We start from the raw sequence: 20,661 nt of genomic DNA, 5'->3' as shown, positions 1-20,661 counted from the left end.
CCTCCACCAGAGAGGGCGTTTTCGCATAGAAGTTAATGATGACGGTGCTGTAAGAAGGCGGTGGGTAGGGTGACGTTCGTATGGACCCGGCCGCCCTGCCTTTACTCACCGTAGTAAGCTGGACCGCCGATCATCACCGGCAGCGTTCGTCCACCCGGAGTGTCCAGCCGTTCGACTTGGGGACGCGGCGGCAGGGGCTTGGGCTGGAGTTGGGGGCGGGGTGTAGGGCGGCTCATATCTTACTCTCCGTAGTACTTCGGGCCACCGTCGGCCGTCGCTGTCGTAGGGTGGCCCTCTCCGTAGTACTTTGGGCCTCCAGCACTCGCCAGAGAACCCCCAGCGATAAACAGGGCGAACACCAGCGCGACAACTTTGCGGCCACCTGCAATCTTCATGCCGTTAATCTAGGCGTCAGAATGTACAGAGAAGGGGATCACGGGTGACAGATGGAGAGGCGCTGTTCGAGGCGGGGCAATTTCAAGCCGTCGTCACACACCTGGAGGGCAAAGCCCGGACGGGGAGGGAAGCTACCCTGCTCGGGATTGCCCTCATCCGTGTGGGCCGCCTGGAGGACGCCGAGATCGCCCTGACGCGCGCCGCTGTCCACGGGGAACAGGAAGGGCAAGTCGAACTCGGCAATGTGTTACGCCTGCTCGGACGTTTTGAGGAAGCGGTTACCCATTTTGAGGCTATCTCCAGAGACCTGGCAGGTGAATTACAAATGCGGGCGCTCCGCTGGTGGGGCGTTGCGGAGTTCAAAGCAGGACATACTGAGGACGGGCTGAGACGGGTAGAACGTGCATGGCACGGCTACCTGGCGCTTGGGAATGACGAATTGAGCGCCCGCGTGACGCTCTCCCTGGCACAGATGTATCACGAAACGGGGAACGACAAGCGTGCCAAGGCGCTCCTCAACGAAGCCCTCCATGTGCTGCCGACAGGTCCGTACCCTAGCCCCCGCGTCGGAACCTTGAAGCTCCTTCTTGAAATTCACATGGCGCACGGCGAGTTCGCCGAGGCGCGTGAGGCTCTGAACGAGGCCAAACGCGCCCTTCAGGGTACGGAGGCACCCCTGCTCTCCGCCCTCCTCCTGGGGAGTGAGGCGGAACTTTGCCGCCTCACCGGCAACACCCGCACCTACGCCTTCGTGCTGGAAGAACTGTACCCCCTGGCCGAACGGCTCGGGGACCGCGAGTTGCGGCTGTGGACCGTCTCGCGCCTCGCCGAGCACTACAGCCTGCACGGGCAGCACGGCAGGGCGGTGGACGTGTTGCTGGGCTACGGCACGATGCCCGAGGAGTGGCCCGCCGAGCTGGTGGCGACGCGCGGGGTGATCGAGCGGCGGCGGGGCGATCTGCTCGCGGCGCAGGAGAGCCTTGCTCAGGCCGCCGCCATGTTCCGCGCGGCGGGGCGGGTGCCGGAACTCTGCCGGGTGCAACTGCACTACGCCGCCACCTGCCTGCGGGCCGGGGAGGATGCAGAGAAAACGGTCGTCCCCGCGCTCAGCGAGGCGATCACACAACTGCTGCGGCTGCGGCAACTCACCGAGTTGGGGCCCGACTTCGAGGAACTCAGCGAGCTGATGCACTTCGCGCTGCTCGAACCCGACACCGCGCCGCTGATGGAACCCCTGCTCGACCGGCTGGCGCACCTGGCGGGCACCGCCCGGCTCCCCGAGGACGGGGCGATCCGGGTCTCGGTCAAGACGCTGGGGCAGATGGCGGTGTTCAAGGACGGGGCGGAGGTGTCCTTTACCCGCAAGGGCTGCGTGCCGCTGCTGGTGTACCTGACCCTCACCCCCGGCCGGACGCGGGTGGAGATGCAGCTCGACCTGTGGCCGGACAAGGACCCCACGACCGGCGGGGCCTACGTCCGCCAGTGCCTCAAGGAGCTGCGCGACCGGCTGGGACACGAGCTGATCCACTTCCAGGGGCCGCACCACGCGCCGTGCTACCGCCTGGGCCGGTTCGTGGAGGTGGACCTCGACATCCATCACTTCCGGGAGGCGGTCGAGCGTCAGGAGACGGCGCGGGCGCTCGCGCTCTACCGGGGCGAGTTCCTGCCGGACGCGGACTCCTGCGACTGGATCGAGACCAAGCGTGAATCCCTCCTGCTGGCCCTCACGTACGAGCTGTGCGCCCAGATGACGCGGGCCCGGAACGAGGGCGACCATCGCCGGGTGGTGCTGCTCGCCAACCAGTACCTGCGGATCGACCCCCTCGACCGCGAGGTGATGGAGGCGCGGGTGGCCTCCGCCCGCCTGGTCGCCTCGCCCCACGAGCTGGCGCGGTACATGGCCGAACTCAACCGCTTCCTCTACAACTGAGGAAGCTATTCGTACCCCCTCACGCCTTGGATGCGTGAGGGGCCTTTTCATTTGGACCGTGGTCAAAGAGGTCTAGACAAAGCGTGAGCGAGAGGTGAAGCCCGCTCTAGCATCCCGCCCAGACCCATTCCAGTTCAGGTCCACATGACCCGGTTTCCGCTCCTCCCGGCGCGGTTTTCCTCCCCGTTTCGGCCCACTCACGGAGGCTCCCATGAAGCACACCCGCACGCTGCTCGCCGCGACCCTCGCCCTCACGCTCGCCGCCTGCGGACAGCAGGGGCAGGTGAGCGCGCCCACGGCAGGCACGCCGAACCCGACCGCCACGAGCGAGGGTGCGTACCTCGTGGGCTTCAAGGAAAACGGCCTGGGGGCGCAGAGCCTGAGCGCCCAGGACCTCGCGGCGCAGGCCCAGCTTCAGGCGCAGGCGATCACGGCGGCGGGGGGCCAGCTCACGAGCCAGTGGGCGGAGATCAGCGCCGCCGCCGCGCGGCTCTCGCCGGGGGCGCTCGCCCGCCTCCAGGGCAATCCCCTGGTGGAGTACGTGGAGCCCGACCTCGTGCGCCACGCGCTGGGGCGCCGGAGCGGAGGCACGGACGCGGGGGCGGGCACGCTGACGGCCCAGGCCCAGAAGGTCAGGGCCCAGGCGGTCTACACGGCCAGCGGCGAGTCCACCTGGGGCGACAACGCGCTGCGGGTCCCCAGCCTGCGGACGAGCAACTACACCGGGGCGGGCGTCGCGGTGTGCATCGGGGACACGGGGATCGACGGCAACCACCCCGAGTTCGCTCGCAAGCTGAGGGGCTTCAAGAACTTCGTGACGACGGAGGCGAACCGGGGCGACCCGTACGCGCTCAACGACGTGTCGCACCACGGCACCCACGTCGCGGGCACCGTGTTCGCCCAGTACGGGTCGGGCACGGGGGCGACCGGGCAGCAGCCGGGCATGGACGCGAACGGCGTGGGCGGGGTGGCGAGCGGGGTGAACCTCTACATGGCGCGCGTGCTCGGGGACGATGGCTCGGGGTCGTCGAGCGGCATCATCAACGGGGTGAACTGGTGCGCCGCGCAGCTCAGGAGCCAGGGCGGCACCGAGAACAAGGTGGTCATCAGCCTGTCCCTCGGCGGGGGCCGCGCCAGCCAGACCGAGCAGCGGGCGTACACGAACGTCTACAACAAGGGCGTCCTGACCATCGCCGCGACCGGGAACGACGGGGCCGCCGTCTCCTACCCCGCCGCGTACACCAACGTCGTCGGGGTAGGCGCCATCGACGACAACCAGGCCAGGGCGGACTTCTCCAACTTCGGCACCCAGGTCGATCTGGTGGGCCCCGGCGTCCACGTGCTCAGCAGCGTGCCCCTGGGGCAGGGCACCCGCGCCTCGGCGAGCGGGGGCGGGGTGACCTTCGCGGACGTGCAGGCCGCCGACCTCAGCGGCAGGGGCACCTTCAGCGGCACCATCGTGGCGGCGGGGGGCACGAACAACGAGTTCTGCGGAACCACGACGCGGAACGCGGCCCTGAGCGGAAACATCGCCCTGATCTCGCGCGGCACCTGCTCCTTCGAGGAAAAGACCGCCAACGCCGTCGCCAGCGGGGCCAGGGCCGTCATGATCTACAACAACACGCTGGGTTCCCTCGGCATGAGCCTGACGAACACCTACAGCGTCCCCGTCGTGGGCCTCACCCAGGCGGACGGGCAGAGCCTCCTCGCCAAGGTTCCCACCACGGGCACCGTCAGCGTGACGGGCGCGGACTACGAGTACTTCGACGGCACGAGCATGGCGACCCCGCACGTCAGCGCCGCCGCCGCCGTTGTCTGGGCCGCCAAGCCGAGCCTCACCAACGCGCAACTTCTGAGCCTGCTGACGAGCACCGCGAAAGACCTCGGCGCGGCGGGCAAGGACAACGACTTCGGGTACGGGTTGGTGGACCCGGTGAGGGCGATCACCGGGCAGTAAGAGCAGGCGGGAAAGGGCCGCTCCCAAGGGTGGGGGCGGCTTTTTCGCGGTTCACAGGCTCCCCTCCCCTATCAGCCGGTCCACGATCATCGCGCCGCCCAGAATGGCCGGAAGGCCCCCGCCAGGATGAACGCCTGTGCCCACCTGCCACAGCTGGGGCGCAGGGTGGTAAGGCTGGGGGTGCAGCGGCCCCCCGCGCCACACGGGAAGAGCCGCGCCGTAGATCGCGCCGCCCGGATGACCCCCCGCCGCGTAGTGGGCCGGGGGCAGGGCCACCACGTCCCGGGCGGAGGCGAGCAGGCCGGGCACGCCGAGGGTGCGCAGGGCCCTCGCCACCTGCGCGCGGACCCAGGGGTGGTCAGGCTGGAGGTCCCGGGCGGTCGCGGGCGCGGTAAGGAGCACGGCCAGTCGCGGCCCGTTCGCGTGGACGAGGGCCAGGGTGTCCGGCAGCAGGGCCCCGGCCCGCATGGCGGCGCGGAAGGGGCCGAAGTCGGCGGGAGGCAGGACGGACGTGGCGGGAAGCGGCGCGGGCTCCGGCAGCGCGGCATACAGGGCCACCCCGCTCACCGTGCGGCGTGAGACCGGCGAGCGGGCCGGTCGTCCGGTCAGGACGGCGAGACGGGCGGGGTCGAGGGCGCTGACAAGCAGGTCGTGCCGCCGGACCTCTCCCCCCTTCAGGGTGAGGGTCGCCGTCTGCGGGTCCACGCGGACGACCTCTGCCCCCTCCAGCACCCGCACCCCGCGCGCCGCCCCCAGGCCCAGCAAGGTGTCCAGCAGCGCCCCCATCCCGCGTGCCGGTCGGGACACGTCCCCGGCGATCAGCGCGGGCAGCAGGGCGTAGAGGGCGGGCGCGTCCACCGGGGCCAGACCCGCATTCAGGGCGTGGGTGCGAACCGCGTGGGCGAGGGCGGGGGGCAACTGGCGGGCGCGCACCCACCCTTCGGCCGTGAGATGTCCGCCCGTCGCACGGAGGAGGGCTGCACTCGCCCGCCGAAAAACAGGGTCGATCAGGCGTGGCGGCGTGGTGAGCAGCGTCTCGACGTGGGAGGCGAGCCCACGGGCGGGGGCGCAGTATGCCTCCCAGGCGGCATGAAGCGGGTGATCCGCCGGAACGGGCAGCGGCACGGCCCCGAACGGCGTGTGATGCACCCCCAACCCCCCGGGCAGCGGGCGCAGGTCGAGGGGGTCGGCCTCCCCCAGACGCGCCAGGAAGGCCCGCCACACCCCTGGAAGGGTGAAGAGGCTCGGCCCGGTGTCGAAACTCTGCTCGCCCACCGTGACCCGCCGCAGCTTCCCCCCCGCCCGGTCCCGCTCGTACACGGTGACCGCGTGCCCCCGGTGCGCCAGCAACGCGGCGAGCGCGAGCCCGGCGAGCCCGCCGCCGAGGAGACCGACGGAACGTGACTGCGAGGAGAGGGAACCTGGCTGACGGCTGACCGCTGACCGCTGACCGCTCACGGCCACGGCCCGCGCGCGAGCAGGTACACCAGCCCCACCCCCGCCACCGTCCCCACAATCCAGGGCGTGACGATGCTCAGGGGGTAGAGCCGGGCCGCGCGCTCCGGGGTGGGCTCGCGGAGCAGGGCGAGCGCCATCCCGCCGCACACGGCCCACAGGGCGGCGGCGGTCAGGCGGCTGACGGGCCACAGCAGCAGCCCCGCGAGCACGAACCACCCCAGGGCGTAGCGCGCGGTGCCGGGCACCCCGAGGACGGTGGCGACCGTGCGCGTCCCCGCGAGGCGGTCGGCGGGCACGTCCTGGGCGGCGTCGAAGGCGTGCTTGCCCACCGAGTAGGCCATCAGGGCAGCGAGGGGCAGCCACGGCACGGGGGCGCCGAGCACCAGGGCGGGCAGCGCGAGGGGCAGCGCGTAGGCGACGTTGCTCAGGCCGTCGAGAAAGGGACGGCCCTTCAGGCGCAGGGGCGGCACGCTGTACAGGGCGAAGAGGGCCGCCGTCACGAGCAGCAGCCCGCTCGCCGCCGGGAGCAGCAGGAGCGCGAGGACGGACAGGAACGGCACGTTCACCGCCAGCACCGCGACGAGAAGCGGCCCGCCCTCCCCGGCGGTCAGCCGCGCGCCCTGCCAGCCGCCCTTGCGGGGGGAGACGGCGTCCTCCTCGCGGTCGGCGAGGTCGTTCAGACCGTAGATGAGCAGGTTGAAAGGCAGGGTGAGGTAGACGAGCAGCGCGAGGACGCCGGGGTGGAGGGTGTACAGGTGCCCGGTCAGCCACACACCCGTGACGAGCGTGCCGACGGTGTTGACCCACAGCGCCGGGCGGGACACGGCGAGGAGGCGGCGCAGGGGCAGTCGGGCGGGGACGGTCAGGGTGCGCATGGGCGGGGTCCGGTGGGGTGCTGCCAGGGGGCGGCCCGGGGCCGGGCGCTTCCGCCGCATTGTAGAGGGGGCGGGGCAGGCCGCGCCGGGACAAAGGGTGCCCTGCCGCCGTCTTTCCCGCGCGGCCAGTAAACGCGACCGCTAACAATCCTTACGGTCTCGCGAGGGGCTTCGTGGCGAAATGGGAGCCAGATGGAAGGCTCCTCCACGCCCCCGGGCACGGCCACGGACACCACGGCGATGTTCACCGCGTCGGAGGTGGAGTCGCGGGTCGGTGTGCCCGCCGCCACGCTGCGGCAGTGGGAGCGGCGCTACGGCTTTCCCTCCCCGGCGCGGAGCGCCAGTGGGTACCGCCTGTACTCCCCCCACGACCTCGCCCTGATAGAGGTGATGCAGTCGCACCTGCGCGCCGGGGTCCCGGCGGGCCGCGCGGCGCAGCTCACCCTGGCGAGCGCGGGCCCCGAGGGGGCGGCGGGAGAGCCCGTGGTCAGGGAGTCCACCGCTTCCCACCTCCCCGTGGGCGCCCTGGCCCCGGCGCTGCTGGAGGCGCTGGCCGGCGGCAACCTGACCCAGGCGGGCCGGGTGCTTGCCCAGGCGCACGCGCACCTTCCCCTGGAGGACGTGTTGACGGGGGTGGTGAGCCCGGCCCTCGCCGAGATCGGCAGGCTGTGGGAGCGGGGCGACATCACGGTCGCGCACGAGCACCGGGCGAGCGCCTTCCTGCGGGCGCGGCTGGAGGCGCTGCTCGACGCGGCGGGGGTGGAGGGCGAGTTCGGCCCCCGGGTGATCGCCGCCTGCGCGCCGGGCGAGCAGCACGAACTGGGCCTGATGATGATCTCGCTCGTGCTGCGGCGCCGGGGCGTGCAGACCGAGTACCTGGGCGCGAACATGCCGCTGGGCGACCTCATGGTGTATGCCCGGCAGCGGCGGGCCGACGCGGTGCTCATCGCCCTGAACGGCGACTGGGCGCTCGGCCCGACCCGTGCCCAGCGGCGCGACCTCGACGGGCTGGAGGTGCCCGTCTTCTACGGGGGAGCCCTGCTCAACGCCCACCCCGACCTCGCCGCCGAGCTGGGCGGGCGCTACGCGGGCCCCGACGTGGTGCGGGCCGCCGACCTCATCACGGCGCATCTGCACGCCGTACGGGCGGGGGGAGCCTGACGTGGCCCAGAAGCTGCGTTACCAGCGCGGGCAGTACGTGTACCGTCAGGGCGAGGGCGGGGGGAACCTCTTCCGCGCCGACACCGGCCTGGTGCGGCTGGTGCAGCTCACGCCGCGCGGGCGCACGCTGACGGTGCGGCACGTCCTCCCCGGCGACTACTTCGGCGAGGACATCCTGAACGGGCACACCCACCCCCAGGGCGCCGAGGCGCTGACCAACGCGACGATCACGACCTTCGACCCCACCGAACTCGACGAGCGGACGCTGCTCGACGTGGCGCGCAACCTCGGCGAGCAGCTTCAGCGCACGATCACGCACGAGGTCCACCTGCAAAGCGGCGATCTGCGGGTGCGGGTGGTGCGTTACCTCCTCGAACTCGCGGATACGCCGCTGGGCGCGGAGGACACGGAAGACCGCCTGTACGTGCGCGCCACCCACGAACTGCTCGCCGAGGGCTCGGGCAGCACCCGCGAGAGCGTGAGCAAGGTCATCACCGAGCTGCGCGACGCAGGGCTGATCGAGACGGGCTACCGCCACATCACCCTGCTGCGGCTGGGAGAGTTGCGCGAGATCGCCGCGCGGGCGTCCCAGCCGAACGGAGAGGAGAAGGAGTAAGGCATGAGGATCCTCGTCACGGGAGCCACAGGTTTTGTCGGCGGGGCGGTCGTGAGCGAACTCGCCCTGCGGGGGCACACCGTCCTCGCGGGGTCAAGGCGCGGGACGGACCTGCCGAACGCGCAGGGCGTCACGCTCGACGTGACCGATCCGGCCCAGGTGATGCGCGTGTTCGGCGAGGCGAACTCCGAGGCCGTCATCCACCTCGTCGGTATTATCCATGAGACGGGGGCGCAGACCTTCGAGCGCGTGCATTTCGAGGGCACCCGCAACGTGCTGGCGGCTACCCCGCGCGGCGCCCGTTATGTGCAGATGAGCGCGCTGGGCGCCCGCGAGGACAGCGGCAGCCGCTACTCCAGCACCAAGGGCCGCGCCGAACGTCTGGTGCGCGAGAGCGGTCTGCCCTTCACGGTCTTCCGGCCCAGTCTGATCTTCGGGCCCGGGGACGACTTCTTCGGGCGGGTGCTGCGTGAACTCGTGAGCACGGCGCCTATTGTCCCGCAGATCGGCGACGGCAAGTTTCCCTTCCGGCCCGTCAGCGTGGAGGACGTGGCGCGGGCCTTCGCGGGGGCGCTGGAGCAGCCGGAGACGGTGGGGCAGACGTACGACCTCACCGGCCCCGAGGAGTTCACCTTCCGGCAACTGCTCGAACTCGAACTCTCGGCGCTGGGCAAGAAAAAGCCCATCGTCCCCGTGCCGCTCGCGCTGATGGACCTCGCCGTGCCCGCGATGCAAGTTCTGCCCAAGCCGCCCATCACCCGCGACCAGTACGCGATGCTCAAGGAGGGCAACACCGCGCCCAACGAGCCCGCGCGGACGGTGTTCGACCTGCCGATGCTGAGATTGCAGGACAAGTTGCCGGGGATCGTGGGGAAGGCATAGGGTCGCCTTACCGAGCGTCCACCGCCGCCAGCATCCACAGGCCCTCCTCGCTGACCGATGGCACACAGAAGGTCCTCCCGCCGCAGCCGGGGTCGCGGTTGGGATTGTCGGGGAGGCTGGGGGTGAGGGCACCCCTGACGTTGAGGGACGGCACGTTCGCCCCCTCGCCCGCCGGAAGAGCGTTGAGCAGCGTCACGCCGTCCAGGGGCGTTCCCGTCGCGGAGAGTCGGTAGCGAACGCCCTGCGCGGTCTTCGTCTTGAGGGCGAAGAGGAGGCCGAGGTACGGGCGGCGCAGTTGGTTTCCCCAGTCGTCCCTCGCGCGCATCCAGGGGGTCAGGACCATGTTGACGTTGGGGCGAGTGTCCACCACGGCCATATGTGTGGCCCCGTCGTAGGTCAACGTGAAGCCCCGGTGCCCTTCCAGCAGACTCCGCAATTCTACGAAGCCCGCTCCCCGGGAAGGAATCAGCCTCTCCCCCACACGCACGCCCCCGGCCTCCGCCTTGCAGGTCAGGCCGAGCAGGTCGCAGGCCGGAGCGAAGGGCACGACCACCCGCGCGTCTCGTATTCGCGGCGCCCCACCCCGGGCATCCACCCAATGCAGGGAGCCGAAGCGCACGACGACCTGGGTTGAAGGTGAAGTTTGGGCGGCGGCCCCGCACGAGAGGGCCGCCGCCAACAGAACAGCCTGTTTGCGCGTCATCCGGCGCCACCTTACCCCCCCAGCCTCAGCACGCTCTGATTCCCCCGCAGCACGAACACGAGCACCCCCGCCTCGGCGAGCACCCCGGCCCGGCGCTCCAACTCGCGCACCGTGTCGGGCGCCCCAACCCACTGGCGCCTCGGTGTCTCCCCGGGTTCAAGGTAGAAGCCCTCGGGGACGGCGACGATCACCACGCGGGAGGCGGTGGCGCGGGCGCGCAGGGCCTGTTCGACGAGGGCGGAACCCGCTCGCTGGGTCAGGACGATCAGGTTGCCCCCGGCGTGGATGGGCGGGATGACGGGCGGCTCCATGTCGGGCGCGGCCCCGGCGAGGCGGCGCAGGGCGGCCCGCAGCGTTTCGGGCGTGCGCCCGGTCGGCGTGGCCCCCGCACTCGTGGCGACGCTGGCGGGGAGGTCGAGGGCCAGGGCCTCCTGCACGAGGCTGGTGCCCAGCCGCACGGCGCTGTCCACGTACACCCCGGGGCCGTTCAGGTCGAGGAAGACGGTGACGCTGCTCGCCGCCGTCCGGTCGAGTTCGCGGACGGTGAGGTCCCCCGTGCGCGCCGAGAGCCGCCAGTTGACGCGGCCCGGGGGATCACCGGGCACGTAGGGTCGCGCGCCCCGCAGGCTGATGGGGTCCTCCAGCCCCAGGGTGCGGGATAAGGTGCCCTCGCTGAGCAGGGGGCGCAACAGGTCGGGCAGAATCAGGCCGTGGGTGCCGGGGTAGACCTCCAGCCGGGCGGGGACGTTGAGCGGAGCAGAGTGCCAGAAGAGCCCCAGCGGATCGGCCCAGCGCAGCGTGCCTCCCTCCCAGGCGTACTCGCCCCGCCGGTTGAGGGTGAGGGTGGTGGTCCGCTCGGTGACGCTGCGCCCGACCGTCAGACCGCCCACCGAGAACGCCTCGCCCGCGACGACAGTGAGCGGTGTGGGGTCCTCCACGACCACCCGCAGAGGCCAGCGCGCCTCGACCTCCACCCGGACGCGGTAGGGAAGGCGGCTGCCCTCGAAGCCCTGCCCCGGAAACTCGCGGGTGAGGGCAACGCGGGGCGCCCTGCGAGAGACCAGGAAGGCGACGAGTAACACCCCCAGCACGGCGGCCAGGACCAGGAGGAGGGCGGGGAGGTTCAGAGGATCCGCCCCACGGGTTCGGCGGGCACGGGTTCCTGACGCAGCACGTCGGCGACGATCTCCTCGGCCCGGACTCCTGCCAGCCGCGCCTCCACGCGCAGGCTCAGGCGGTGGGCGAGCACGCCGGGGGCGGCGGCCTTCACGTCGTCGGGGAGCACGAAGTCCCGCCCCGAGAGCGCCGCGAGGGCCTGGGCCACCCCTTGCAGGGCGAGGCTGGCGCGCGGACCTCCACCTAAAGCCACCTGTCCGTGCGCGCGGGTGCGGGCGCTCAGGGCCGCCGCGTAGCGCCGCAGGTCGTCCGAGACGCGTACCCGGCGGACTACTCCCTGAGCCGCGAGCAGATCGGCGGGCGTGGCGACGGCGCCGAGCGTCTCGATGGGATGGTCCCCCTGCAAGCGGGCGAGCATCCGCACCTCCTCCTCCAGCGTGGGGTAACCGACCGAGAGCTTGAGGAGGAAGCGGTCGAGTTGCGCCTCCGGCAGGCGGTACGTCCCCTCGTGCTCGACCGGGTTCTGGGTGGCGACCACCACAAAGGGCTTTGGAAGGACGTGGGTGACGCCCGACTCGGTGACCTGCCCCTCCCCCATCGCCTCCAGCAGGGCGGACTGGGTTTTGGGCGTGGCGCGGTTGATCTCGTCGGCGAGGAGGAGGCCGGTGAAGATCGGGCCGGGCACGAACTCGAACTCGCCCCGGGCGGGGCGGTACACACTGACGCCCGTCACGTCGCTCGGCAGCAGGTCAGGGGTGAACTGCACCCGGCGGAAGCCCAGCCCCAAGGACACGGCGAGCGCCCGCGCGAGCATCGTCTTGCCGGTGCCGGGGGCGTCCTCCAGCAGGAGATGACCGCCTGCCAGAATCCCCGCCAGCGCGAGCCGGGTCACGTCCTCCTTGCCGACGAGGACCCGCGCCACGTTGTCGAGGATGCGGCGGGCGAAGGGTTGGACCGGGGAGCCTGCTTCGTTCGTCATGGGGTTCCGCCTTCTGTCGTTGCTTGGATTGAACGGGCACCTGCCGCGAGTTCGACGATTCGGCACGCGGCCTCCTCGGCGGCGTCCGCGTCCTCGTTCGTCACGCGGCCCCCATAGCGCACGGGCGCGTAGGCGGCGACGAGCAGGCCCAGCGGCCCGCCGAGGTCCGGCAGGGCGAGCGCGGCCCGGTTCGCGTGTTCGGCGGGGGTCTCGGAGCCCGCGCGGCCCAGGCCGACCCTGGAGAGCGCCGTCAGGGCCGCCCGGTACGCGGCGCGGACGCGGTGGGTCGCCGCCTCGTCGGGGAGGGGGGGCGTGTCGGGAGGCCGGGGGGAAGCGTCCTCGTCCCCTTCGGTCGGAGGCCGGAAGCGCAGGGCGAACCAGAAGACCACCCCCGCCAACCCCACGAACACGGCGAAGACGAGCAGGCTCAACCACCACAACCAGCTCTCACCCGTGGGAGACGCCGGGACACCCTGCGCCTGTGCCGCATCGCCGCCCGGAGAGGAAGCCGGACCACCCGGAGCACCGGGAAGGAGGCCGCCCCCGTCCCCCAGCCGCGCCGCCAGCCCCAGCGCGACCACGAACGCCGCCGTGAGGAGCAATCCCAGGAGCGCCGCGATCTCCCACCACTGAAAGCGCAGGGGACCGGCCCGCACGCGCCCACCCATCCGCCACATCGCGAAGGCGAGGGAGAGCAGGAAGAGCACGCCGCCGAGGAGCACGAGGTCGGGACCCGGCACCGGCTGGGAGACACGCGCCAGCGGCGCAGGTCTGGGGCGGGCCGCCTGGGGAAGGGCGCCTTGCGCCTGGGGCGGTGGGACGCTCTGCCGCTGCTGGGCGGTCGTTGGAGGAAGGGGCGAGGTCGTCTTCCCCGGTCCGCCTCCCCCCGGCAGGGCAAGGGCGAGCAGACCCACCAGCGCCGCCGCCAGCAGGCTCACCCCGAGCACCCGAACCTCCCCCCGACCGCCGCCCAGCCGCGGATGGGGGCGTTCCTCCGCGCCGGGGGCACCCAGCAGGACCAGGGGCAGCGCGAGCACGCCCAGCGCCAGCAAGGCGGGGGACAACTGGCCGAGCAGGGGGCCGAGCAGCAGGAGCGCCGCAAGAGAGGCCGCTCCCCGACCCGTCCTCCCCGCTTCCAGTTCCGACAGCGCCAGGGAGATCAGGGCCACGCCGCCCAGGACGGTCAGGAAGAGCCGGGTAAACGCCAGCGCCCCCTCCGGCCCGAACATGTCGGGCAACAGGGGCAACAACCCGACGCTGCCCCCCAGCAGGAGAAGGGGCACCCGCACCGTCCGCGCGTCCCCCTCCCGCCGGGTCAGGGCGAGGGCGAGCGAGAAGCCCAGCACCGCCCACCACGGCAGCCACGCGGCCCCGACGAGCGGCGCGAGGACGAGCAGGGTCGAGCGGTCGGCCCACCAGGGGGTGCGGGGGATGGGGGTGGAGGCGGGCGCGGTCTCGATGGGTCAGGCTAGCGTGCCCGGGAGGGCGGCGGGACGACCTGGGGCACACAACGTAGGGCCCCCACCACACGGGCGGGGGCCTCCGGGTTCTTCCCGGCTCAGTCGAGGAAGTCGCGCAGCTTGCGGGTGCGGCTCTCGTGGTACTTGAGCTTGCGCAGGGCCTTGTTCTCGATCTGGCGGATGCGCTCGCGGGTCACGTTGAAGCGCTGGCCGACCTCTTCGAGCGTGTGCTCGCGGCCGTCCACCAGCCCCTTGCGGAACTTCAGGACCAGGGCCTCGCGCTCGGTGAGCTTGGAGAGGGCCTTTTCCAGTTCCTCGCTCAGCAGGGTCTTGGCGGCGTTGTCCACCGGGGAGTCGAGGTTCTCGTCGGGGATGAAGTCGCCGTAGAAGGAGTCCTTTTCGTCGCCGATGGGGGTTTCCAGCGAGACGGGCTCCTGGGAGACCTTCTGCACCTCCTCGACCTTGGCGGCGTCCCAGCCCGGGCCCATCGCCTCGGCGATCTCCTCGTAGGTGGCCTCGCGCGAGAGTTCCTGCTGAAGCTGGCGGGCGGTGCGGGTGAGCTTGTTGATCGTCTCGACCATGTGCACCGGGATGCGGATGGTCCGGGCCTGGTCGGCGATGGCGCGGTTGATCGCCTGCCGGATCCACCACGTCGCGTACGTCGAGAACTTGTAGCGGCGGCGGTACTCGAACTTCTCGACCGCGCGGATCAGGCCCTGGTTGCCCTCCTGAATCAGGTCGAGGAAGCCCAGCCCGCGCCCGGTGTACTTCTTGGCGATGCTCACCACGAGGCGCAGGTTGGCCTCGATCAGCCCCTGGCGGGCGGCGGCCCCGTCCTCGGTCTGGCGCATCAGGCGGCGGCGGGCCCGGTCCTCAAAGTCGGGCTCCTCCTCCAGCGTCTTGCGGGCCTCCTCGCCCTCCTCGATGCGGCGGGCGAGCGCGATCTCCTCCTCCAGGGTCAGCAGGGGCACCCGGCCGATCTCGTGAAGGTACTGGCGCACCGGGTCGTTGGAGACGGCGCGCGGCATATCGTCGAAGTACCGCTCCTCCTCGTCCGCTCCCTCGGCGGCGGCCCCGGGGGCGGCGACCTCGTCCCCCTCCTCGATGTCCTCGTCCTCGTCGTCGAGGTCCTGCACCTCGATGTTCTGGGCGGCCAGGAAGAGTTGCAGGTCCTCGAAGGCTTCGGCGCTCTCGGGATCGAGGCCGTTCGCCTCCAGCGCGACCGAGAGGGCGGCGGCGATCTCCTCGCTGGAGAGCACCCCCGCCGCGCGGCCCGCCTTGAGGAGTTCCTGAATGCTGGGGTGCGCGTAGTACGGCTTCTCGGCGGGGCCGCCCTTGGCGGCGGGCTTGGCGGGCGCCGTGGCCTTGCCCGCCGCCTTCTTGCCGGGGGTGGCCTTCGCGGCGGGCGCCACGTCGTCGGCGGGAGCGGCCTCGCCTGCGGGCCCGTCCTCCTGAGTGGCGGCCAGGGGGTCGGCTGGCAGCGCCGCCTTCTTCGCGGCGGCCTTGGCCTTGGGGGCCGCCTTGCCCACCGGGGCGGGGGTCACCTGGGGCCCGGCTTCGGCGGTCACGGGGGGCTGGACGTTCTCGGCGGACGCGTCGTCGGTCATGGGGTCGGCGTCCATCGGGGAGGGGGGCGCGTTGACCTTGCTGCGGGCGCGGGCGCGGGTGGGTTCTGCCATGCGTGCTCCTGTGGCTCTTGAGTACGAACTGCTCAGTGCGGATGGCACGGAGGCCGGGGCCGGAACGCGTCAGTCTAGCAAACACCCCTCCGGAATTCGGACCTGCCTCACCTTCCCGCGCGGGCCGGGACGGGGGAAACAACAGTACGCGCCTCCCGCCCCCAAAGTTCCCGCTTACCCCGCCCGCGTCGTCGTGAGGACCTTGAAGCCCCCCTCCCGCACGAGTTCGCGCACCTCCCCCACGGCGCGCAGGGGTGTCTCGTACGGCAGCGGCTCGTTGGCGACGAGGTACAGGGTCCCGCCCGGCCTCAACCGCCGCCTGGCCGCCGCGATGAACTCGCGCGCCACGTCGAGCACCACCCCCCGCCCGACATGGAAGGGCGGGTTGGTGAGGATCGCGTCGAAGGTACGCTCCCCCAGCTCCGCGTCCACGTCGCTGTGGACCACCTCGCCGGGGAGGCCGTTCTCGCTCAAAGTGGCCGCCGCGCTGCGGACGCTCTGGAGGTCGCCGTCCACCAGCGTGACCTCCGCCCCCCGCGAGGCCGCCCACGCCCCGATCAGCCCGGTGCCGCACCCCAGGTCGAGGACCCGCTTCCCGGCGAGGTCGAGCCCCTCCAGCGCCCCGAGGAGGATCGCGGTCGCCTTGTCGGGCCGCCCGGCGCTGAACACGCCCGGGAGGCCGACCACCCGCACGCCGAAGCCCTCCCAGCGTTCGGGCTCGGGGTAAGCGGGGGTGGGGCCGGGGCGCCGCACGAGCCGGGCGACGCGCATCCCCTCGTCGCGCGCAATCGTCTCCCCCGTCCCGAAGGCCTTGCCCGCCGCGCGCACGTACCGGTCATAGCCCTTGTCGCGGTCCCCGGCGAGGTAGAGCGTGCCGCCGGGGGGGGTGCAGGCATGCGCCCAGGCGACCTGGGCGAGGGCGCAGGCATTCCCTCGGTCCCCCGCGAGGACGAGGGCCACCGTCTTCGCCCGCTCGGGCCAGCGTTCCTTCAGGTCGTCCCCCGGCACGGCGGCGAGGGGATCGAGGCCCGCCGCCCGCAGCACGCTCAGGGCCGGGGCCGAGCCCTCCACCGCGCGCAGGGTCACGCCCGGGAGAGCGGCGAGGAGGCCCCCCATCGCCGTCAGGTCGAGCACGTCACCGCGCACCCGGTCCTTGCGCATCGTGGTCGCCAGGAGCGCCTGGGCCGCGTCCACCTCGGGGCATCCGCGCACCCCCGGCTTGGTCAGGACGTGCAGGCCCTCCAGCCGCCCCGGGAGGAGGGCGGGGCGCACGTCGAAGTACGTTCCAGCCTCCGCCTGGGGGGACGGGGTCCTGTCACCCCCGCTCGCCGGACGCTGGAACCTGATCTTCTGCCGCTTGCCTCCCGTCACCTTGGCACCGTCACCCCTCACCGTCTATCACAGGGCGCCGGGAAAGGCCCACCCCTCCAGCTCGGGAGGCGGTCGATGAAGGCCCCCTGACGAAACCCGCATGTGAACTGACCAACGGGTCCGTAACGTGAGGGCGTTCCACAATTCAAACCGACCGGGTGAAGTCGGCGATGGCGCCCCGCTCCAAAGGCGGGGCTTATTGCTGCCCCCGCCTGCTACCCTGCCCTCCATGCCCGCCCCTGCCGTCACCCCCGACTGGTCCTTCGAGCGCGAGCACTGGCGCAGGGGATATTTCCGGGTCGCCGGGGTGGACGAGGCGGGGCGGGGCGCTTGGGCCGGGCCCGTCACGGTCGCGGCGGTCATCCTGCCTGGGGCGGCGGCAGAGTTGCCCTTCCGGGACAGCAAACAGCTTTCGGCGAACGAACGAACGGCCCTGGCGACAGAGGTTCGGCGGGTGGCGCTGGCCTGGGCCGTCGAGCACGCCTGGCCGGAGGAGATCGACCGGCTGAACATCCTGGGGGCCACGCACGCCGCCGCCCACCGGGCGCTCGCGCGGCTCGACCCACCGCCCCAGGCCCTGATCACCGACTACCTGCGCCTGAGCACGCCCCTCCCCCTGCTCTGGCCCCCCCGCGCCGACGCCCTGAGCTACACCGTGGCCGCCGCGAGCCTCCTCGCCAAGACGGAGCGGGACAGGCTGATGACCGAGCTGGACGCCGAGTACCCCGGTCACGGCTTCGCGGCGCACAAGGGATATGGGGCCCCCGCCCACCGCGCGGCTCTGGAACGGCTGGGGGTGACGCCCCTGCACCGCCGCAGCTTCGCGCCGGTCGCCCGCCTGCTCGTGGGAGAGGCGGCCACCGGGACTTGAGCCGCCCTTTATCCTCGTCGCACGCCACGGTGACTTGTCTCACATCCCGCAGAGTTGGGGCACCCCGCATTCCACAGTGAACCCGTCCACGCGGAAGGGCCGCCGTGCGCCGGGCCGGGGGTATTCCGCGCATGTCCCGCCGGGGACCTGAGTGGCAAAGGAGAGTCGCCCGATGCAAAACCGCAACCTCGCCAACCTGCTGACCCTCGCCGGACTCGCCTCGATCCTGGGGTCCATCGTGATCTGGTTCACTCAGGGCGGGCAGGGCACCAACCACGAGGAACGCTCCCACGGCGAACGCTTCGGCATCTTCGTGGGCCTGTGGGCGCCCACCTTCTTCATCCTCGCCAACCGCTACCACGCCGCCGCGCTCGAAGAAGGCCGCTGAGGTCTGTGTCTTCCCCCGCCTCCTCCCCGGGGGCGGGCTTTTCATGCCCCGGGCGGCGGGCGTTCCAGCCCAAGCTGCACCTGCGCCGGGCGAAACCCCACCCGCTCGTACAGCCGCTGCGCGTGGTACTCGGGGTCGGCGACGATCACGAGGGTCCGGGCGGCGAGGTAGTCCCTGGCCCACTCCCCCGCGAAGTGGACGAGGTTCCCGGCGAGTCCCCGGCTCCGCGCCTCCGGGTGGGTCTCGACGTTCTGGTAGCGGGCTACGCCCCCGCCCGCGTCGTACACGCCGAGGCCCGCGAGCATCCGCCCGTCCTCGAAAGCCCCGAGGTAGGCCCCATGCCCGGCCTCGCCAGCGGCGCGCAGGCCTTCCAGCCTGCGGGCGGCGAACTCGCGGTAGCCCGCCTCCTCGCGGGGGTGCGTCTCGGCGGCGTTGACGCCCAGACGCAGGTCGAGCGCGGCCTCCCAGTCAGCATCCGAGGTCAGGGGGCGGAGGACAACGTCGATCCGGGGCGGCGCGGGCGCGGTGGTGCGGGGCGTGGTCAGCACGGTGTCGCGGTAGAGCCTGAACCCCGCCGCTTCCCATTCATCCGCCGCCCCGATCTCGCCCTCCGCCGTGTCCACGCCCAGGGCGACGTGCTGCGCGTCCGGGTGGGCTTCCCGAAAGCGGGCGAGCCACTCCCCCAGACTGCCGGGACCGGGAAGCTCGTGCAGCAGCAAGAAGTTGCCCCACCAGAAGGTCGGGTTAGCGGGGGTGCGAACCACCGTGTAGGTGCCGCGCTCCTCCAACTGGGTCCCCATCCGCACGCGCAGGGCGAGGTCGGTGCGGAAGCCCAGGGCCCGGGGAGTTCTGGGGGGGAGCGTCATAGAGAGCAGCCTAGAACACCCGTCAGGCGAACCGAAATCCGCCGGATTGCTCAGGACCGGCGGATGAGGGCCGAGACGGCACCCGGAGCGACCTCCGACGCGGCTCGTCCTATTTGCCCCTTTCGCCCCCCGCTACACTGCTCGTGTGAACGTTCGGAACTTCTCCATCATCGCCCACGTGGACCACGGCAAGTCCACGCTCGCCGACCGTATCCTGGAGCGGCTGGGCGCGATGGGCGAGCGCGACAGGCGCGACCAGACGCTCGACACGCTCGAACTGGAGCGCGAGCGCGGTATCACCATCAAATCCACCCCCGTGCGGTTGACGTACAAGCGTGAGAACGGCGAGGAGTACACCTTCAACCTGATCGACACGCCGGGTCACGTGGACTTCAACTACGAGGTCTCCCGCTCGCTCGCCGCGTGCGAGGGCGTGCTGCTCCTCGTGGACGCCTCGCAGGGCGTGGAGGCGCAGACCATCGTCAACGCCTACCTCGCCATCGACAACAACCTGGAGATCGTCCCGGTCGTCAACAAGATCGACCTGCCCGCCGCCGACCCGGAAGGTGCGGCCAAGGAACTGGAGGACGTGATCGGCATTCCCGCCGGGGACGCCGTGTTCGCCTCCGGCAAGACCGGGCAGGGGGTGGACGACCTGCTGGAGGCCATCGTCGAGCGCATCCCGGCGCCCCCCGGTGACCCGCAGGCGCCCCTCAAGGCGCTGATCTTCGACTCCTTCTACGACGCGTACCAGGGCGTGATCCTCTTCGTGCGGGTGCTGGAGGGGACCCTGAGCCCCAAGCAGCCCATCATGCTCTTCAACTCGGGCAAGACCTTCGAGGTGGACAAGGTGGGCACCTTCACACCGGGCCTCGTCGTGGGCGAGTCGCTCCCGGCGGGCTCGGTCGGCTGGGTCGCGGCGGGCATCAAGGACATCCACGACGCGCAGGTGGGCGACACGGTGACGCAGAAGGACCGCCCCACCCCCGAGCCCTTCCCCGGCTTCAAGCCCGCGCAGCCGGTCGTATTCTCGGGCCTCTACCCCACCGACACCGAGGACTACCGCCGTCTGCGCGAGGCGCTGGAAAGGCTCAAGCTCAACGACGCGGCCTTCAATTTCGAGCCCGAGACCTCCGAGGCGCTGGGCTTCGGGTTCCGCTGCGGCTTCCTGGGCCTCCTCCACGCCGAGATCATTCAGGAGCGGCTGGAGCGCGAGTACGACCTCGACCTGATCGCCACCGCGCCCGCCGTGGTGTACCGGGTCACGCTGACGAACGGCACCGTCTTCGAGACGCAGAACCCCGCCGAGTTCCCGACCCGCGACCGTATCACGACCGTCGAGGAACCATATATCAAGCTCTCGGTGATGCTCCCCGAGGAGTACGTCGGCCCAGTGATGCAGCTTCTGCAAGAACGCCGGGGCTCGATGGTCACCATGAACTACGTCGGCAAGCGGGTGGAGCTGATCTACGAGGTGCCTTTCGCCGAAATCCTCTACGACTTCCACGACCGCCTCAAGTCCATCTCGCGCGGCTACGCCAGCATGGACTACGAGCAGATCGGCTACCGCGAGGGAGAGCTGCGCAAGGTGGACATCCTCGTGAACAACGAGGTGGTGGACGCGCTGGCCGTCATCGTCCACGAGGACAAGGCGTATTCTCTCGGCCGCAAGATCGTGGACAAGATGGCGGAGGTGATCCCGAGACAGATGTTCCCGGTGCCCGTGCAGGCGACCATCGGCGGCAAGATCATCGCCCGCGCGACGGTGAAGGCGTACCGCAAGGACGTGCTCGCCAAGTGCTACGGCGGCGACATCTCCCGCAAGAAGAAGCTGCTGGAAAAGCAGAAGAAGGGCCGCGCCCGCATGAAGCAGATCGGCACGGTAGAGGTGCCGCAGGAGGCCTTCCTGGCGGTGCTGAGCACGGAGGAGTGAGGGAAAGCGGGACGAAGAGG

17 protein-coding genes are annotated in these 20,661 nt (G+C 71.4%); 8 read left to right on the top strand and 9 right to left on the bottom strand.

All coding sequences use genetic code 11. The features are described 5' to 3' along the window. The first annotated feature begins 439 nt into the window (after positions 1–439). Together DAETH_RS03780 and DAETH_RS03775 are read left to right on the top strand one after the other, a co-directional pair. On the top strand, positions 440–2,326 hold the full coding sequence (locus tag DAETH_RS03780; RefSeq protein WP_264776592.1) for an SARP family transcriptional regulator: 1,887 nt from the start codon (positions 440–442) through the stop codon (positions 2,324–2,326). A 211-nt stretch (positions 2,327–2,537) separates the two neighbouring features. Further along, on the top strand, positions 2,538–4,283 hold the full coding sequence (locus tag DAETH_RS03775; protein WP_264776591.1) for a S8 family serine peptidase: 1,746 nt from the start codon (positions 2,538–2,540) through the stop codon (positions 4,281–4,283). 51 nt (positions 4,284–4,334) lie between these two features. Here DAETH_RS03775 and DAETH_RS03770 read toward each other — a convergent pair whose 3' ends face one another. Both DAETH_RS03770 and DAETH_RS03765 read right to left on the bottom strand, forming a co-directional pair. Then, positions 4,335–5,741 (bottom strand): phytoene desaturase family protein, encoded by a 1,407-nt coding sequence (locus tag DAETH_RS03770; RefSeq protein ID WP_264776590.1) that lies wholly within the window; start codon positions 5,739–5,741, stop codon positions 4,335–4,337. Beyond that, a complete protein-coding gene (locus DAETH_RS03765; protein WP_264776589.1) occupies positions 5,738–6,616 on the bottom strand; it encodes a UbiA family prenyltransferase in 879 nt (292 codons plus the stop codon). The genes DAETH_RS03770 and DAETH_RS03765 overlap by 4 nt, the downstream gene beginning before the upstream one ends. Before the next feature lie 192 nt (positions 6,617–6,808). On the opposite strand from DAETH_RS03765, the gene DAETH_RS03760 reads away from it, so the two are divergent. Genes DAETH_RS03760 through DAETH_RS03750 form a run of 3 tightly spaced genes read left to right on the top strand, consistent with a single transcriptional unit; the run spans position 6,809 to position 9,275 of the window. Further along, on the top strand, positions 6,809–7,777 hold the full coding sequence (locus tag DAETH_RS03760; RefSeq protein WP_264776588.1) for a MerR family transcriptional regulator: 969 nt from the start codon (positions 6,809–6,811) through the stop codon (positions 7,775–7,777). A gap of 1 nt (position 7,778) precedes the next feature. Beyond that, positions 7,779–8,393: a helix-turn-helix domain-containing protein gene (locus DAETH_RS03755; protein WP_264776587.1), complete on the top strand. Its 615-nt coding sequence runs from the start codon at positions 7,779–7,781 to the stop codon at positions 8,391–8,393. A 3-nt stretch (positions 8,394–8,396) separates the two neighbouring features. Next, complete coding sequence (locus tag DAETH_RS03750) at positions 8,397–9,275, top strand: complex I NDUFA9 subunit family protein (RefSeq protein ID WP_264776586.1); 879 nt, start codon at positions 8,397–8,399, stop codon at positions 9,273–9,275. 7 nt (positions 9,276–9,282) lie between these two features. Here DAETH_RS03750 and DAETH_RS03745 read toward each other — a convergent pair whose 3' ends face one another. The 6 genes from DAETH_RS03745 to DAETH_RS03720 form a co-directional block, all read right to left on the bottom strand. Beyond that, positions 9,283–9,978 (bottom strand): hypothetical protein, encoded by a 696-nt coding sequence (locus DAETH_RS03745; RefSeq protein ID WP_264776585.1) that lies wholly within the window; start codon positions 9,976–9,978, stop codon positions 9,283–9,285. An 11-nt stretch (positions 9,979–9,989) separates the two neighbouring features. After that, on the bottom strand, positions 9,990–11,069 hold the full coding sequence (locus DAETH_RS03740; RefSeq protein ID WP_264776584.1) for a DUF58 domain-containing protein: 1,080 nt from the start codon (positions 11,067–11,069) through the stop codon (positions 9,990–9,992). A 32-nt stretch (positions 11,070–11,101) separates the two neighbouring features. After that, entirely contained in the window at positions 11,102–12,073 is a 972-nt protein-coding gene (locus DAETH_RS03735) for an AAA family ATPase (RefSeq protein ID WP_264776583.1), read from the bottom strand. Next, complete coding sequence (locus DAETH_RS03730) at positions 12,070–13,419, bottom strand: DUF4129 domain-containing protein (RefSeq protein ID WP_264776582.1); 1,350 nt, start codon at positions 13,417–13,419, stop codon at positions 12,070–12,072. The genes DAETH_RS03735 and DAETH_RS03730 overlap by 4 nt, the downstream gene beginning before the upstream one ends. 212 nt (positions 13,420–13,631) lie before the next feature. Next, entirely contained in the window at positions 13,632–14,792 is a 1,161-nt protein-coding gene (gene rpoD, locus DAETH_RS03725) for an RNA polymerase sigma factor RpoD (protein ID WP_406585102.1), read from the bottom strand. 594 nt (positions 14,793–15,386) lie between these two features. Continuing rightward, positions 15,387–16,583, bottom strand: a complete 1,197-nt coding sequence (locus DAETH_RS03720; RefSeq protein ID WP_264776580.1) for a class I SAM-dependent methyltransferase — start codon at positions 16,581–16,583, stop codon at positions 15,387–15,389. A gap of 229 nt (positions 16,584–16,812) precedes the next feature. Between DAETH_RS03720 and DAETH_RS03715 the strand changes: the two genes are divergently transcribed. Together DAETH_RS03715 and DAETH_RS03710 are read left to right on the top strand one after the other, a co-directional pair. Further along, positions 16,813–17,454: a ribonuclease HII gene (locus DAETH_RS03715; RefSeq protein ID WP_264776579.1), complete on the top strand. Its 642-nt coding sequence runs from the start codon at positions 16,813–16,815 to the stop codon at positions 17,452–17,454. A gap of 172 nt (positions 17,455–17,626) precedes the next feature. Next, positions 17,627–17,842 carry a hypothetical protein gene (locus DAETH_RS03710; RefSeq protein WP_264776578.1) on the top strand — a complete coding sequence of 72 codons (216 nt, stop codon included), beginning with the start codon at positions 17,627–17,629 and terminating at the stop codon, positions 17,840–17,842. A 41-nt stretch (positions 17,843–17,883) separates the two neighbouring features. Here the strand turns inward: DAETH_RS03710 and DAETH_RS03705 are convergent, their stop codons facing one another. Then, positions 17,884–18,708 (bottom strand): GNAT family N-acetyltransferase, encoded by an 825-nt coding sequence (locus tag DAETH_RS03705; RefSeq protein ID WP_264776577.1) that lies wholly within the window; start codon positions 18,706–18,708, stop codon positions 17,884–17,886. Positions 18,709–18,853: 145 nt separating this feature from the next. On the opposite strand from DAETH_RS03705, the gene lepA reads away from it, so the two are divergent. Beyond that, on the top strand, positions 18,854–20,641 hold the full coding sequence (gene lepA / locus DAETH_RS03700) for a translation elongation factor 4 (protein WP_264776576.1): 1,788 nt from the start codon (positions 18,854–18,856) through the stop codon (positions 20,639–20,641). Positions 20,642–20,661 lie beyond the last annotated feature (20 nt).

It is taken from the genome of Deinococcus aetherius, assembly GCF_025997855.1.
GTDB classification, from domain to species: domain Bacteria; phylum Deinococcota; class Deinococci; order Deinococcales; family Deinococcaceae; genus Deinococcus; species Deinococcus aetherius.
Note: the sequence above shows the minus strand (reverse complement) of the source record. Positions and strands in the feature narration are given on the sequence as shown.